Source organism: Pseudomonas sp. Irchel 3H9 (genome assembly GCF_900187495.1).
GTDB lineage: Bacteria > Pseudomonadota > Gammaproteobacteria > Pseudomonadales > Pseudomonadaceae > Aquipseudomonas > Aquipseudomonas sivasensis.
This window is the reverse complement of sequence record NZ_FYDK01000007.1, coordinates 20,800-37,629: the sequence shown is the minus strand read 5'-3', so window position 1 is coordinate 37,629 and position 16,830 is coordinate 20,800. Positions and strand designations below refer to the sequence as shown.

Annotated in this window: 8 protein-coding genes; 1 reads left to right on the top strand and 7 read right to left on the bottom strand. The window is 61.8% G+C overall.

The genetic code is table 11. The annotated features are described in order from the left end of the window. Positions 1–291: 291 nt before the first annotated feature. The 4 genes from urtD to urtA all read right to left on the bottom strand — a co-directional run bounded on the left by urtD (position 292) and on the right by urtA (position 5,094). The gene (urtD, locus tag CKW32_RS22435) at positions 292–1,125 is read right to left on the bottom strand and encodes an urea ABC transporter ATP-binding protein UrtD (protein WP_095186045.1); all 834 of its coding nucleotides are present in this window, start codon (positions 1,123–1,125) and stop codon (positions 292–294) included. After that, on the bottom strand, positions 1,122–2,189 hold the full coding sequence (urtC, locus tag CKW32_RS22430) for an urea ABC transporter permease subunit UrtC (protein WP_095186044.1): 1,068 nt from the start codon (positions 2,187–2,189) through the stop codon (positions 1,122–1,124). Before urtC ends, urtD begins: the two co-directional genes overlap by 4 nt. Further along, complete coding sequence (gene urtB, locus CKW32_RS22425; protein WP_032890588.1) at positions 2,189–3,691, bottom strand: urea ABC transporter permease subunit UrtB; 1,503 nt, start codon at positions 3,689–3,691, stop codon at positions 2,189–2,191. The genes urtC and urtB overlap by 1 nt, the downstream gene beginning before the upstream one ends. A 137-nt stretch (positions 3,692–3,828) precedes the next feature. Continuing rightward, a complete protein-coding gene (gene urtA / locus CKW32_RS22420) occupies positions 3,829–5,094 on the bottom strand; it encodes an urea ABC transporter substrate-binding protein (RefSeq protein WP_032890589.1) in 1,266 nt (421 codons plus the stop codon). A gap of 245 nt (positions 5,095–5,339) precedes the next feature. Between urtA and CKW32_RS22415 the strand changes: the two genes are divergently transcribed. Then, on the top strand, positions 5,340–12,587 hold the full coding sequence (locus CKW32_RS22415) for a DUF4329 domain-containing protein (RefSeq protein WP_160016662.1): 7,248 nt from the start codon (positions 5,340–5,342) through the stop codon (positions 12,585–12,587). A 198-nt stretch (positions 12,588–12,785) separates the two neighbouring features. On the opposite strand, the gene CKW32_RS22410 is transcribed toward CKW32_RS22415, so the two are convergent. From CKW32_RS22410 to CKW32_RS22400, 3 genes are all read right to left on the bottom strand, one after another. Then, positions 12,786–14,168, bottom strand: coding sequence for a PepSY domain-containing protein (locus CKW32_RS22410; protein ID WP_095186042.1), 1,383 nt, complete (start codon positions 14,166–14,168; stop codon positions 12,786–12,788). A gap of 88 nt (positions 14,169–14,256) precedes the next feature. After that, entirely contained in the window at positions 14,257–16,323 is a 2,067-nt protein-coding gene (locus CKW32_RS22405; RefSeq protein WP_095186041.1) for a TonB-dependent copper receptor, read from the bottom strand. Between the two features lie 93 nt (positions 16,324–16,416). After that, positions 16,417–16,830, bottom strand: coding sequence for a DUF2946 domain-containing protein (locus CKW32_RS22400; RefSeq protein WP_095186040.1), 414 nt, complete (start codon positions 16,828–16,830; stop codon positions 16,417–16,419).

Below are 16,830 nucleotides of genomic sequence, written 5' to 3'. Positions count from 1 at the left end.
TCCTCAAATCGTGCCGGTGGCTGGCTTTTATGGTGAATCGACTTTTGTGGTGAGCCGACTTTTGTGGTGAGCCGACTTTTGTGGTGAACCGACTTTTGTGGTGAGCGGGCTTTTTGTGGTGAGCGGGCTTGCCCCGCGCTGGGCCGCGAAGCGGCCCCTTTCCCATTCACCGCGTTCTATCAGGTAAAACTCATTGCCTGGTTCTGGGGCCGCTTCGCGACCCAGCGCGGGGCAAGCCCGCTCACCACATAGTCCTGCGCAACACACATTTTCGTATCCACCTGAAGCTGTTCAGCGACCGAGATAAACCTCGATCACCCGCTCATTTTCCTGCACCTGTTCCAGCGACCCTTCGGCCAGCACGCTGCCTTGGTGCAACACCGTCACATGGTCGGCAATCGAACCGACAAAGCCCATGTCGTGCTCCACCACCATCAACGAATGCTTGCCCGCCAGGCGCTTGAACAGTTCGGCAGTAAATTCGGTTTCGGCGTCGGTCATGCCCGCCACCGGTTCGTCCAGCAGCAACAGTTGCGGGTCTTGCATCAGCAGCATGCCGATTTCCAGGAACTGCTTCTGGCCGTGGGACAGCAACCCGGCGGGGCGATGCACCGAGGCAGTGAGGCGGATGGTATCGAGCACTTCATCAATCCGGTCTTTCTGCTCGCCACTCAAACGTGCACGCAAGCTGGCCCACACCGACTTGTCGGTCTTCTGCGCCAGCTCCAGGTTTTCGAACACGCTCAAGGCTTCGAACACCGTTGGCTTCTGGAACTTGCGGCCGATACCAGCCTGGGCGATTTGCACTTCGCTCATGCTGGTCAGGTCCAGGGTTTCGCCGAACCAGGCATTGCCGTGGCTGGGCCGGGTCTTGCCGGTGATCACGTCCATCATCGTGGTCTTGCCCGCGCCGTTGGGGCCGATGATGCAGCGCAGTTCACCGACGCCGATGTAGAGATTCAAGTCGTTGAGTGCCTTGAAACCGTCGAAGCTGACGCTGATGTCTTCCAGGGTCAGGATGGTGCCATGGCGGGTGTTGAGGCCCTTGCCCGCGGCCTGGCCGATGCCGATGGCATCGCGGCCGCTGCCCGCGTCAAAAATAGGTTCGAGCATGACGTTCCTCATTTCTTCAGCAAGCCGATAACGCCCTTGGGCAGGTACAGGGTGACGATGATGAACAGCGCCCCGAGGAAGAACAGCCAGTATTCCGGAAAGGCCACGGTGAACCAGCTCTTCATGCCATTGACCACACCGGCGCCGAGCAGCGGGCCGATCAAGGTGCCGCGCCCGCCCAAGGCCACCCACACGGCGGCTTCGATGGAGTTGGTCGGCGACATTTCACTCGGGTTGATGATGCCCACTTGTGGCACGTACAAGGCGCCGGCCAAACCGCACAGCACCGCACTCAACACCCACACAAACAGCTTGAAACCACGCGGGTCGTAGCCACAGAACATCAGGCGGTTCTCCGCGTCGCGCAGGGCGGTCAGCACCCGGCCGAACTTGCTCTGGGCCAGGCGCCAGCCGATGTACAGGCTGGCGACCAACAGCAGCACCGTGGCCAGGAACAACGCTGCCCGTGTGCCAGGCTCGGTAATGCCAAAACCCAAGATGCTGCGAAAGTTGGTAAAGCCGTTATTGCCGCCGAACCCGGTTTCGTTGCGAAAGAACAACAGCATCCCGGCGAAGGTCAGGGCCTGGGTCATGATCGAGAAATACACGCCCTTGATCCGCGAACGGAAGGCGAAGAAACCGAACACCAAAGCGAGCAAACCCGGGGCCAATACCACCAGGCACAGCGCCCAGAGGAAGTGATCGGTGCCGGCCCAATACCAGGGCAATTCGGTCCACGACAGGAAGGTCATGAACGCCGGCAGCTCATCGCCGGACGCCTGGCGCATCAGGTACATGCCCATTGCATAACCGCCGAGGGCGAAGAACAAACCGTGACCGAGGGACAGCATCCCGGCGTAACCCCACACCAGATCCAGGGCCAGGGCGACGATGGCGTAGCAGAGGATCTTGCCCACCAGCGTCAGGGTGTAGGCCGAGACATGCAGCGGGTTTTCCGGCGAGAGCAGCGAGCACAGCGGCAAGGCCAGCAGCAGGATCAGGATGATCACACCGGTGGCAATCGTCGCCTTGGGGCCGGCCTTTTGCGCGGCCGTAAGCATCAATGGCTGGTTCATCAGTCGATCACCCGTCCTTTCAGTGCGAAGAGTCCTTGCGGGCGTTTCTGGATAAACAGAATGATCAGCGCGAGGATCAGGATCTTGCCGAGCACGGCGCCGATCTGCGGTTCCAGAATCTTGTTGGCGATACCCAGGCCGAAGGCCGCCGTGACGCTACCGGCCAACTGGCCGACACCGCCCAATACCACCACCAGGAACGAGTCGATGATGTAGCTCTGGCCCAAGTCCGGGCCAACGTTGCCGATCTGGCTCAGCGCGACGCCGCCTAACCCGGCGATGCCCGAGCCCAGGCCAAAGGCGAGCATGTCCACGCGCCCGGTGGGCACGCCGCAGCAGGCGGCCATGTTGCGGTTCTGGGTGACGGCGCGCACGTTGAGGCCCAGGCGCGTCTTGTTCAGCAGCAGCCAAGTGAGCACGACGACAAACAGTGCGAAGGCGATGATCACGATGCGGTTGTAAGGCAGCACCAGGTTGGGCAGCACTTGGATACCGCCGGACAACCATTCAGGGTTGGCCACTTCGACGTTCTGCGCGCCGAACACCAGGCGCACGGCCTGGATCAGCATCAGGCTGATGCCCCAGGTGGCGAGCAGGGTTTCCAATGGCCGGCCGTACAGGTGACGAATCACCGTGCGCTCGAGGGCCATGCCGATCGCGGCGGTGACGAAAAACGCCACCGGCAGCGCGATCAGCGGGTAGAACTCGATGGCCGCAGGCACGTAGCGCAGCATCAGCAGTTGCACCACATAGGTGGAATAGGCGCCGAGCATCAGCATCTCGCCGTGGGCCATGTTGATCACGCCGAGCAGGCCGAAGGTGATCGCCAGCCCCAGGGCCGCGAGCAGCAGGATCGAGCCCAGGGACATGCCGCTGAAGGCCTGGCCGAGGATTTCGCCAAACATCAATTTGCGTTTGACCTGGGCCAGGCTGGTTTCGGCGGCGGTGTGCACGGCGGCATCGGTTTCGACGCCAGGTGCGAGCAAGGCTTCAAGGCGCGTGCGGGCCAGCGGGTCGCCGGTGCTGCCGAGCAAGCGCACGGCAGCCAGGCGCACGGCCGGGTCGGTGTCGACCAGTTGCAGGTTGGCCAGGGCCAGGCTCAGGGCGGTGTGCACGCCTTCGTCGGTTTCGGCGGCAACTTGCTGGTCGAGGAATTTGAGCTGCGCAGGTTGCGCGGTTTTTTGCAGCGTTTGCGCAGCCGCCAAGCGCACCTTGGGGTCGGCGGCGAGCAGTTGCTGGCTGGCTTGCACGTTATCGATCAAGCCGCGCAGGCGGTTGTTCAGGCGCACGGTTTTGGTTTCGCCATTGACCGTAAGCTGACCTTGTTGCAGGGCGTCCACCAACTCGATGCGCGCCGGGTCAGGCTTTGCGGCCCAGTCCTGGAGGAGCTTGGCTTGTTGCGTCGGGTTGGCGGCCTGGAAGTCTTCGGCGTCGCTGGCGTGTGCGGCCAGGGGTAGCAACAGCAGTAGCGTCAGGAGGTAGCGTGTGAGGGCAGTGGGCATAAACAAATGTCCTGATCATGCGTGGACAGTGTGGGAGGGGGCTTGCCCCCGATAGCAGAGTGTCAGGTGATACTTCTGTCACTGACTCACCGCCATCGGGGGTAAGCCCCCTCCCACATTTGACTTGTGGTGGGGCTTTAGTTGCTCTTCACAGCGTGATCCGGTTTTTTGTCATTGCCAGGAATGTACGGGCTCCACGGCTGGGCGCGAATCGGCTCCTGGGTCTGCCACACCACCGAGAACTGCCCGTCCGCCTGGATCTCACCGATCATCACTGGCTTGTGCAGGTGGTGGTTGGTCTTGTCCATGGTCAGGGTAAAGCCGGACGGCGCGGCGAAGGTCTGGCCGGCCAGGGCTTCACGCACTTTGTCGACGTCGGTGGACTTGGCTTTCTCTGCTGCCTGGGCCCACATATGGATGCCCACATAGGTGGCTTCCATCGGGTCGTTGGTCACGGCTTTGTCCGCGCCCGGCAGGTTGTGTTTCTTGGCGTAGGCTTTCCAGTCTGCGACGAATTTCTGGTTGACCGGGTTCTCCACCGACTGGAAGTAGTTCCACGCGGCGAGGTTGCCCACCAACGGCTTGGTGTCGATGCCGCGCAGTTCTTCTTCGCCCACGGAGAACGCCACGACCGGTACGTCGGTGGCTTTCAGGCCCTGGTTGGCCAGCTCCTTGTAGAACGGCACGTTGGAGTCGCCATTCACGGTGGAGATCACAGCGGTCTTGCCGCCGGCGGAGAATTTTTTGATGTTGGCAACGATGGTCTGGTAGTCGGCGTGGCCGAACGGGGTGTAGACCTCTTCGATGTCTTTATCCGCTACGCCTTTGGAATGCAGGAACGAGCGCAGGATCTTGTTGGTGGTGCGCGGGTACACGTAGTCGGTGCCCAGCAGGAAGAAGCGCTTGGCGCTGCCGCCTTCTTCGCTCATCAGGTATTCCACCGCCGGGATCGCTTGCTGATTCGGCGCCGCACCGGTGTAGAACACGTTGGGCGACATCTCTTCACCTTCGTATTGCACCGGGTAGAACAGCAGGCCATTGAGTTCTTCGAACACTGGCAACACCGATTTACGCGACACCGACGTCCAGCAACCGAACACCACCGCGACCTTGTCCTGGGTCAGCAACTGGCGGCCTTTTTCAGCGAACAGCGGCCAGTTTGAGGCTGGGTCCACGACCACCGGTTCAAGCATCTTGCCGTTCACCCCACCCTTTGCGTTGATCTCGTCGATGGTCATCAGCGCCATGTCCTTGAGGGACGTTTCCGAGATGGCCATGGTCCCGGACAGCGAATGCAGGATGCCGACCTTAATGGTCTCGGCGGCCTGGATAGTCCAGGTCATGCCCATGGCGGCGATGGATGCCGACAGGGTGAAAGCCTTGATCAAGCTGCGACGCTTCATGGTGCGGTCTCCATAGGTCAATGTTGTTATGTGGGAGCAATTGCAAGGGCTGTGCCTATCAGTGCCGTCGCGATGCATTCATGCGTGCTTGACGTTTTGCCCAGGATTTCGCGCACCAGATCGGGGCTTTGAACCGGATGATGTGCGCGCTGGCGCACGCTAACGGTGCGGGCTAACTACTTACCGCTCGACGCCTTCCCAGAGGTACAAGAATGGCCGCCAACACTCAGTCAAAAGGAATGTGTATGGCTATTCGATTATCACGCCAGGAACGCGCTGCCGGTGCCGGGAGGGGAGCGTCGCGCTTGCCGCCGTTAAGCCCGGCGTTTGTGCATGAGGCCGACGCCGCGTACTGGGCCCATCGGAAAATCGGCGACCGCCGCGACCGCGAGTACGGCGGCGTCATCCTGAAAAACCCCGCCGGTAAATACTTCGCCACCGATCCGGTGCCAGGGGATGGCATGCAGTTCGATCTGCTCAACGTTCTGGGCATCAGCGCCGAAGGTTATTACCAGCAACCCAGGGGCTACACCTGCGTCGCCAGTTACCATTCGCACCCGGCCCAGCACGCGTTGATCCGCGAGCGCAATCCGTCGTTCGACGAGCGAATGGCCAAGGCATTTCTCGGTTTTTTTTCAGGTTCGGACTTCAGCCACGATGTGGATGATCGCGAATTCTTTCCGGCGGCGTATCTATCGGGGCCGGACGGCTCACTGATTCGCTACGCGCCCAGCGGTTCGTCCCCGGAGCGCAGCTTCGCACTGTGGCTGCGGGCGGGAAAACCGGCCGGCAGTCGGGTGGGGGTGTATGGGCCCTTCAATGAGTTTGTGAAAAAGGTCTCCACGCTGGGCGAGCTGAGCCTGATTGTGCCTACTGCACTGTGGGGCGGTTCTTTCGGTAAGGTGCCGGCGAACTGGGTAGTGTTCGAACCCTTCAGTTCGTCCACGTTGACCGAGTTGCCCTTGTTTACCTCCGTCTTCGATCAAGCTACCAAGGCCATTCGCTCGGCCCTCGCCGGCGGTGGTGCTGGCGGCGTGTTGCTCAAGGCTCGCGACAAGGAGGCCTATATCGCCACTGTCGGTAGGACCCTCGACCCTCACCAGCCTTTCTTGCGGCAACTGTTCCCCAGTCGCGAGGGCAAGTTCGCATTTCCCGCCGATTATGGGGTAGCGGGTTTCTACCTGGGGCCAACGCCACCGGCGACCGTGCTCCCCGTCCAGGAGCCAGAGCTCTACCAGGCATTCTTCGCGCCACGGGCGCTGGCGCTCGGCATCTACCAGGCGCACACGCTGGAGACGGTGGATCAGGCCTTGGGCGTGTCGATTTATTACCGTACCCAGGGGCGAGCGTTGCTCAAATACCGCTGCTCCCTGACCAGTGCCGAAGCGGCACTGTTCAAGGTTGAGGCGGATGGCTCTGTCGTGGATGACGGTTTGGACGCCGCGCTGTTGAGCGGCCAGATGAGCCCGCGCGACTTTGTACGGCGGGTGGCGAGCACCGGGCAACTGAGCGTGGAGCAGACCAGCGCATTGTGGAGTGTGGCCGGTGTCGTCTATGAGAACTGGGTGCCGGACAAGACCGTTACACAGCCCACATCTACCACCACGCCGGGCTCCGGCGGCACATCGGTGACGCTGCCCGCATTGAGCCCGGCCTTTATTCATGCCGATGACGCAGCGTTGTGGGCGCACCGGCGTATTGGTGCACGGCGTGATCGTGAGTACGGCGGTGTGATTCTGCGCAACCTGCAAGGGTATTTTTTTGCCACAGAGCCGGTCAGTGGTCAGGGGCTTGAGTTTGACATCCGCGACGTCCTCGGCACCCGCGAGGATGGCAGTTTCTTGCCGATTGCCGGTTACCGCCGCGCCGGGCTTTATCATTCCCATCCGGCGGATTACGAACAGGTTGCCAGTGCCAACCCGAAGATGTCCGAGCATCAGGTGAAGGCCTATCTGAATTTCTTTTCTCCATGGGATGCCGCTGGGGATATCACCTATCAGCACAACTTTGCATTGTCTTACCTGTCGGGTCCCGATGATTCACTGGTGCGCTATCGCCCCAGTGGGTCGTTCGCCGAGGCGCAATACGCCAAGTGGATTTTGGGCACGGTCAGCGAGGCAGCGTGGGGGACGGATGGCTCGATAGAAGGTCACGTTAAAAAAATGCTCGCGGTGGGTGAGTTGAGCTTTGTCACCAGCAACCCGTTGTGGGGCGGCTCTCGGGGGGTGGTTCCGCAGAGCTGGCAGCCCTATCAGGCGTTCGCTGCGCCAGCGCCGGGGTTGTTGCCGCTGTTGTCCCACGTCTGCGCCACGGTCAGCGATGCCATTCAAGCGGGCGTGGCGCTCGGCAGCGGCGCCAGGACGTCCTGGCGCCTTGGGCTGGTGCTCAAGCGCGATGGCAAGGATGAATTCGTCGCGACCCAGGCCCACCTCCTCGACGAGCCACGCTTTTATGTGAGCCACCTGTTATCGACGGATGCGGACGGCAATTACCTGCTGCCGGACGAGCATCACATTGTTGGTTTTTACTGCGACCCTCCTGCCGAACACGGCCGCGTGGCGGTGAACCAACCCTGGTTGTACCGCAGCTTTTTTCCGCCGTTGGGTTTGGGGAGCGCGGCACAGCAGGCTGGTCTTATCGCTAACCTGCAGGTGCCGGATCAGCCGCTTGGGCTCTATCAGCAAACCGCAGATGGGGCGCTGTTGCGCTACCGATTTAACTTCTCGCCCGCAGAAATCGAACTCCTCGGCAGCAGCCCTGAAGCCGATAACGCGCTGCTCACAGGCAGCCTCACACCCCAGGACTATGTCCGGCAGGTCGCGGCCGTCGGTGAGCTGACCGTGCTCGCCACCAACCGCATGTGGGACCGCGCGGGTGTGGTTACCGCAGCGTGGCGACCGTTTACCGATGTCCCCGAGGTAACGGTGGGGCCGGCCTTCATTCAGCCCGATGACGCTGCGCGCTGGGCACACAACCAGATCGGCACACGGCGTGACAAAGAGTATGGCGGGCTCATTCTCAAGCGCGGCAACCGCTACTTCGCCACGCATCCGGCCAGCGGTGAGCAGGTGCTGTTCGATTTCAGCACGATCCTGGCAGTGGACGATGAGGGCAACTTTATCGCGCCCCATCCTTACGAGTGCCATGCGCTCTACCATTCCCACCCCGCCGACGAAGGCTCGATAAGACAATTCAACCCCGGTTTCACCGCGGATCAGGTTGAGCTGTTCAACAGTTTTTATTCCAACGCCGACCAGGTGTTTGTCATCACCCATCGTAACTTTGCGCGCGTGCATTACCTGTCTGGGACGGTCAACTCGCTGCTCAAATATGTGAGCAGCGGCTCGGCCGAGGAGACAAGCCTCAAGGCTCAACTGACAGGCACTGAGCCGGTCGTGCCATTCTCCGCGTTCGAAGGCGCTGTGTGGCGGTTGGCGAAAGCCGGCGAGTTACACGTGCTGGTACCCTCGCCCGTGTGGGGCGGTGTGCGCGGCAAGGTGCCTCTGGATTGGACCTTGCGCAGTCCAGTGAGCAGCGACGGGGTTGCGCAGGCACAACCGTTCTTCACCCCGATCGTCAGTACCGCGCAAGCGGCGGTGTTGGTGGCCTTGAGCTTTTCGGCGGGTTTGCCCCGGACCGGCTATCAGGGGGTTGTCCTCAAGCACCTGACGGCTTCGACCTATGTCGCCACCGAACCCACGGCCCTGGGCGCTGCGTTGACCGGGCTGTTCCCGGTACGCAACAACGGCCAGCCCCGGCTGCCCTCCAATCATCGCGTGGTGGGCTTCTATTATTCCCCGGCGCCTTTGGCCGACACGCCGTTACCCGCCACGGAACCCTGGCTGTACAAGCGTTTCGTCAGCCCTCAACTGCTGGTCACGGCGATGAATCAGGCGGCCGCCACGAAGAGCCTGCAGATTGCCGAGATGGGCTTGAAGCTGTTTTTGCACACTGACGACGGGGCGCTTTTGCAATGGCAAGCGCCCGAAGCCAAGGCGGCCACTGAACTGTTCAATGTGGCCATTGACGGCACGGTGACGGATAACGGCAATCAGGCAGCGTTGATGGACGGTTCGTTGTCTCCCCGGGCGTTTGTGCGTCGTGTTATTCGTGCGGGCGAGCTGACGGTACGCCAGACAGGCCAGCTTTGGACCGAGCGAGGGGTGGTGTATGACAGTGAAGTCCTGCCATTGGGTGCGGGCAAGCGTGATAGCGTCGATGCAACCTTCCTGAGTGCCGACGATGCCGCGCGGCACGCCCACGAGCGCATCGGCATACGGCGTGATGCGGGGTATGGCGGCTACATCCTGCGGCGTCCCGACCAGCGCTTCACGTTCACCGAACCGGTACGTTTCCAGGGCAATGGCTTTGCCGCAGACTTGCTGCTGTCATCGTCCGACAATGGGTTAGTCGTACCGCCCGCCGAGCATGTCATTTGTGGGCGCTACAGTTCCCATCCACCGCTGTCCCAAGCTGACCTGGAACGTTGGCGCCGTCTGGGTTGGACACTGACCGATCTTGAGATCACCGTCACGATGTTCGCCGATCAGGAAATCCGTTCGGTGATCCAGTCCGGGCTTCCGGCGTACTTGAGCGGAACGCCCAACAACCTGATCTGTTACATCCCCAGCGGCTCACAAAAGGAAGCGTTGGTACTGGCCAATACCCGTCAAACGCCGGGGGTTGATAGCTACCGTCTTCGCCTGGAGCGAGGTGCGCTCAAGCCGCAAGATATCGTGATCCGCCTGGCGGACGCAGGCGAACTGCGGGTGCTCAGCCATACACGGTTGTGGGGGCCGCGCCTGCGAGTCTATGACGACTGGACGCCAAATTTCGAATACGCCCAGGTAGCCCCGCAAACGCCGTCGTTGAGCGCCATTTTCACCACCCTGGACGCTGCGGCGATCAATGCCCATAAGCGTGGCCATGGGCGCAGCCTGGAGGCTCAGGGGTATACGGCTTACTTGCTCAAGCACCCGCAAAAAAATGAATACGTGGTCAGCGAGCTGGCGCCGCAGGCGTCTGAGGGGCGGTTAAGTAACGCATCGCTTGGCGCGCCTTATCTTGAAGGAGGGGATTTCGCTCATGGTTTCGTGGTGGCCGGGATGCTCTATTCCCAGCAATGGTTGCCCAGCGGCGTGAGTTCTTCTGAAGCCTGGCTGACCCGCTTTTTCGCGACTCCGCAATTGCTGCAACGGGCCGAGAAAGATGCCCGTCATTTGCCGGGCGCGGATACCGGCGACGTGTTACCGGTTTATCTGTCGACGCTTGAAGGCGCGCTATTGCGCTATCAGCCGGCCAAGACCTCGCTGTTCAGTGGCGGCGAGAATGGCGGCGAAGTCAGCGTGCAGGGGATGAGCCTGCGCAGCGGCACTCTGGATATTCGCCGCTATGTGACGTTGATGGCGCAAACCGGTGATTTGACGGTGCTGTACTCCAGTCAATGCTGGGACCGCCGGGGCGCGGTGAGCAAGGAATCTTCGCGCTGGCGACCCTACGCCCACTTTATTCGCCGCCGTCTGGGGCCAGTGTTCAACGAGCAGGATGACGCGGCGCGGTATGCCCATTCTCGCCTTCAGGCTGTCAATGGACGGCGGCTGTTCGGCGGCCTGATTCTCCAGCGTCCTGACGGCCTGTTCGTTGCCACTGAACCGGTCAGCGTGCCGCGCGAAGACTTCGAGCACACCTGGATTTTTCCTGATGAGATGGTAGCGGTTGGCGGCTTTCCCGCGGCCCATACCCTGGTGGCGCGCTACCGCTCAAGCCCTGGGCGCGAACTGCCGTTTACCCTGGATGCCACGCAACGCGACATCTACCGCACTATGCTCTCGACCCGGGTGATCAGTGCTGTGCTGACCACTGCCCATGCCAGCTTGAGCCGTGAGTACCTGTTCGGCGCCGACGGCAGCATCATCAGTTACAGCCGCAGCAACTCGTTGCTGGAAGCGACGTTGAAAGACGATTTGGCGCCCCTGAATCTGGTGCGGGAGGACCGCCTGGAGAACACGCTTGAGCAACAGATCCGCGCAGGAGAGCTCACGCCAGAAGCGTTTGTCCAGCGCTTGAGCAAGGCGGGGCGCCTGCGCGTTGTGGAAGGCAGCGAGGTCTGGGGGCCGCCGCGTTTACTTCAGGGGTTTGTTCCCAAAGCGTTTCGCTTGCCTGGGGCTCAGATCGAAAACGCCCTGGCGGATCCTGCCTTCAGTCCGGTATTTGCCCAGGAGCGGGCGGCTGTGCGTTATGCCCATGAACGCTGTCAGTACGGGTCCGCGTTGCAGTTCGGCTACGTGTTCAAGGACGCGCGCAAAGAGCAGTACATGGTGACGATGCCGCTGGTGCGTAGCAGTTATTGGAAGTTCGAGCAGGTGTTTCCAAGCGGCCTGCTGCCCCAGGGTTATGTCTTGGAAGGTATCTATCTATGTGCGGCCCTTGAAACACTGACACCGGGGCACGACCCCCATGGGCAAATGATTCATTCGCCCATGGTCATCGACAATGGCATTCGCTTCGCCCGCCATGGTGTGAAGGGCAAGCAGCTATCGCTGTACCTGTCCTGCCCGGAGGGGGCGTTGCTCAGGTATCAATACCTGCAAACGGACGAGGCGCTGGACGATCGCAGCCATTTCCCGACGCTTCGCCAGCAACTGCACGAGGGCAAGATCACGCTGCTTGACTATGTGCATGAGCTGGCTGGACTCGGCAACCTTGATGTCCTGGTCGAGGGATCGGTCTGGGCGGGTACGCGACGAATCACGCCCGGCTGGCAGCCGGGAACGGGAGAAGGATTCTTCGATTACCCGATGGGTTGCGGTCCGTTGTTTTCCCACCCAGACGATGCCGCCCGCTACGTTCAACGTCGGCTGTCGGCAATCCAGGGCCATAACTATGTCGCCGCGGTCCTGGCCAACCCGAACGACTCATCGTTCATCACCACCTTGCCGCTGTGGCCGGGGCTGGATGCGACGCGCCTGTTCCGCCTGTTTTACACCGGGCCTTCGGGGCCTGTGCAGCCGATGTCGCCGCCAGCGAGCGGGCCGGTACCTTACCCGGATTTTCCGGACTTGTACCGGGTGGTGGGTGCGCAGTTGGCCTACCGGGACACGGCGCCCGTCGAGAGTGCGGCGTCCGAGGATGATTCGCTGAACAGCAACTTTATCGAACCGACATTCCTGGCTTATTGCATCCGCATTCTCAAGGCTCAGTCACGCTCTACGACGAACTTTTACCTGATGACTCGGGGGGGCGCGCTGTTGAAATACGTGTTGGGGCTTTCATCCCCGGAAAATGAGCTGATGACGTCTGCGGCCAGTCTCACGCCTGTTGAGTTTTTCAGGCGATTGGCTGGAGTCGGTCAACTGTCGGTACTCGATCGGGATGGCTACTGGCATAACGAGGGGCTGATTTCCGAGGTGCTAAAGGACCGTCGCAAAGAGGTGGGAACCGACGAACCCTTGGTCGACGAACCGCTTCAACTGCGTGACCGTGATGAGCTGTAACCCCGTGCTCAGCGCGTGTGCATCAGGCCGCTGGCAAGGTACTGGGTGATCGGTCGTTTGATCCGCTTGGAGGCTTGCTCGCCGCGATGAGCGGCGAGCAACGATGACGCAGAACGTGTGATGAGCTAGCGCTTATCCGCTGCGGGACAAGAGTCGCGCAAGGCTAAAGAAGGCCTCTGTCTTGGGTCCTCGCCGGGTTCATGCAGAACCTGGGGCGGACTCACGCGGGCCAAAAAAACGCGACAGCACCAGACGATCCAAGGCCCATACGATGATCAGCGAAGCGCCCACCAGCGGGAAAATGATCGCCAGGCCCAGCATGATCACCATCGCGGTTTTCCACTTCGGCAGGTCGTGGCGCAACGGTGGCACCCCCAGGCCGCCCTGGGGCCTGCGCTTCCACCAGATCACCACGCCACTGACGGCGCTCAGCAAAATCATCAGGCAGATCACTAGCACGATCAGTTGGTTGACCCAGCCGAACATCTTGCCTTCGTGCAGCATCACGCCGGTCTCGGTGGTCCGCGCTACCCAGTTGTAGTGCTCCCAGCGCACATCGGCGAGGACTTTGCCGGTGTATTGGTCCACATGCAGAGTGGCGTCGTTGCGCGGGTCGTTGGCGAACACCGCGACGGTGAACACGCCGGTGGCGGTGGTGGGGAAGGTGATGCTGTAGCCTGGCTCGACCTTGCGTGCGGAGGCCAAATCCACCACCTGTTGCAGGCGGATGGTCGGCGCGGCCGGGCCTGCGTGCATGGCGCCGTGGTTCATGTGTTCGGCGTGGTCGCCGGACATGGGCATCGGCGTATTTTCCATGGCCCAGGGCACGGTCTGTTGGGTCGCAGTGTTGAGCACTCGCGCCTGCTGGTCGGACTGCGGCACGTTGTTCCACATCGCCGCTGGGAAGGTATTCCACAGCCCCGCGTACTGCTTGCCCCAGAAGCCTGTCCACGTCATGCCGCTGAGCAGCATCACCAGCAAAAATGCCGCGCCCCAGAACCCGGCGACCGCATGCAGGTCGCGCCAGAACAACCGGCCGCGACTGCCCAGGCGTGGCCACAGCACCCCCGCTGAAGACTTGCCACGCGGCCACCACAGATACACACCGGACACGACCAACATCACGCCCCACCCGGCGGCGAGTTCTATGAGGCGGTCGCCGGTAGTGCCGATCATCAGTTCACCGTGCAGCGCACGAGCGATGGCTTGCAGGTTGTAGGTTGCGTCCTGCTCACCGAGTACGGTGCCGCGATAAGGGTCGACGAACACCGTCACTTCGCGACCCTCGTTGTGCATCACAAACTGCGCGCTGCTGGTGGCGTCGGCCGGCGGCAGGTATTTGCTGATCGCGCCTTTGGGGTAAGCGCGTTGGGCGCGCATCAATTGTTCGTCGGCGCTCAAGGCGTGTTCGGCTGCGGGTACGGTCAGCAGGTTGCCGTACATCAGCGGGTCGAGTTGGGGTTTGAACAGGTAGATGATGCCGGTCACGGCCAGCAGCGCCATGAAGGGCGCGACAAAGAGGCCAGCGTAGAAATGCCAGCGCCAGGCCAGGTTGTAGAAAGAGATTTTTTGAGTCTTCATCAGGTAGTGCTCCGCAAGGCTATGGATCTTAGGTGTGGGGCTGCCAGGCAACCCCGCTGTCGGTAAGGCCGACTCCTACTGCGGTGCTTTAGAAACTCATGTCGACTTTAGTCCAGAGGGTTCGCCCCGGCTCCTTGATGGCTTGCGGGTCGTTGGCCGGGTAGCCGAAGCCGGCATTGCCCGCGAGGTTCAAATGCTCGGCGTAGGCCTTGCCGAACAGGTTGTCGACGCCGGTGCTGACCTTGACGTTTTTTGTGATGCGATAGGCGCCGTTCAGCGAGAACACGCCAAAGCCGCTGCTCTTGTCGTAGTCCTTGCCGACCACGTTGCCCTTGTTCTGATCGATACGGTTCTGCGCGGCGACCACTCGCCACAGCGCGCCCGCACTCCAGTCGTCTTCGCTGTAGGTCAGGCCCACGCGTGCATCCAGGGGTGGCATTTGTGGCAGGGCCTTGCCGTCGCTGCTGTTCTTGCCCCAGGCGTAGGCGAGGGTCGCGTCGGCTTTCCAATGACGGGTCAGCTTGTACGCCGCGCCCACTTCACCGCCCATGATGCGAGCATCGACGTTGCGGGCCTGGGAGGTGGTGCCCATCATGCCCGGCCGGTAGTCGAACAGGATGAAGTCACGTACTTGCCCGATGTAGCCAGAAGCCCAGGCTTCGAGGTCGTCTGCTTTGTATTGCGCGCCGAAGTCGAGTTGGGTGGTCTTCTCCGGTTTCACGCCGTCGAAGGCATTCACCGAACCGACCGCGCCGGTGTTGGGAGAGAACAACTCCCAGTAATCCGGGAAGCGTTGCGAGTGGCCCAGGCCGGCGTAGAGGGTGGTGGGGCTGTCGGCCAGGTCGTGCTCGTAGCGCATAAAGCCCGAGGGCAGGGTATCGGCGCGGGTGTCGTCGGCGGTCGGGTTGGCGCGTGCACTCATCCCGGAGCCGGTGGTTTGCCGGAAGTCCTTGGCCGAGGCGCGGTCCAGACGTGCGCCGGTGATCAGTCGATCGCGGTCGGCGGCGTACCAGGTCAGTTCGCCGAACACGCCGTAGTTGTGGAAGTTGGCGTCCTTGACCTTGGGCAACTCTTTGTAGGTGTCGATGCCCATGCTGCTGCGTTGGCGGTGTTCATTGGTCTGCGCATCCAGGCCGCCGATCAACTGCAGATCGGCCCAGCGCCAAGTGGCCTTGATCCGCGCACCGAGGGTTCGACGATCAACGTTGGAGGCCATCGGCCCGGCCATCATCCCGGTGCCCGACGGCGTGCGTAGGCTGTAGTTGTCCATCACATGGTCGGCGTAGTTGTAGTAGACCTGTGCCTCGACCTTATCCAGCACCTCACCGATATTGGACTTCTCGAAACGCAGCCCGAGGCTTTCGCGCAGGAACTGTGAACCGTCCATGCCGCGTCCGGCGTAGCGCGCCTCGCCGTCGCCACGCCCTGCGGTGAGTTCCAGCAGGGTGTCGGCGTCGGGGGTGAAACCCACGGCCACGTCGCCGTTCCACTTGTCGTAGCGCGAAGCAACGGTGTCGTGGTTGCCGTCTTTGTAATCGTCGGCATGGGCCTGGTTGCCGATCACACGCACATAGCCCAGAGGCCCACCGGCAGCGGCATCGATGACCTTGTCGAAACGCCCATTGGAGCCTGCCAGCACACTCGCGTTGAGCCGTGTGCCCAATTCGCCGAAGTGCTCGGGCTCGCGGTCGAACAAGATGGTACCGGCCGAGGCGCCTGGCCCCCAGAGTACGGTTTGCGGGCCTTTGATCACCGTGAGGGTGTCGTAGGTTTCCGGGGAAATATACGAAGTGGGTGCGTCCATGCGGCCTGGGCAGGCGCCGAGCATCATGCTGCCGTTGGTGAGGATATTCAGGCGCGAGCCGAACATGCCACGCAGCACCGGGTCGCCATTGGTGCCGCCATTGCGCACCAGGGCGAAGCCGGGGATGGTCTTGAGGTAGTCGCCACCATCGCTGGCGGGCACCGGTTGGCGCGGGTCTTTCGGGTTCGTGACCACGGTCAGGGGGGAGCTGGGCGCAATCGCGGTGATCACAGTGGGGCTCAGTTCATGTTCATGCTCTTCGGCATGGGCCTGAGGCGTCAGCAGGGCGCCGCATAAAACGGCGAGCACAGGGGTACATCCCAAACGGGTGTCAGCAGAAAACCTGGACATGACAAATTCCATCAATCAATCGTAAACAACACGGCCAGCAGCCTGCGGCTGTCTGTCTAAAGTCGGCCGGGGTGAAGTAACGGTGCTTAGGGTTTACGAGGCGATGGGCGGCGCACGGCTGCGGGCGCCGGGGAAGATGCTCTGCCGGGCATGACCCAGGCGCGTAGCGGGGGTGAGCGCATTGGCCGGCGGCGGAGTGTTGAGGGTGACGTAGGAGACGCTGCCGGGCAGGGCGGGGCAACTGAACAGCAGGTCGCAGTAACCGCACTTGGCCCAGAGCGCGTGATGTTCGTCGGGGGCTTTAGGGTGATGGGATTCGCCATGCTCGCCCGGCATGTCCATGGACATGCTCATTGGCATCGACATCGACATACCGGCGTGATGATCCATCGGCATCGCTTGGGAAATCAGCGGACCGATAAAGATCATCAGCATGGCAAACAGGCTGATCCAACTGCCGCGCTTCACGCGGTGGTGTGGAGAGAGCCTGGCGCGAGGGGCGCCCAT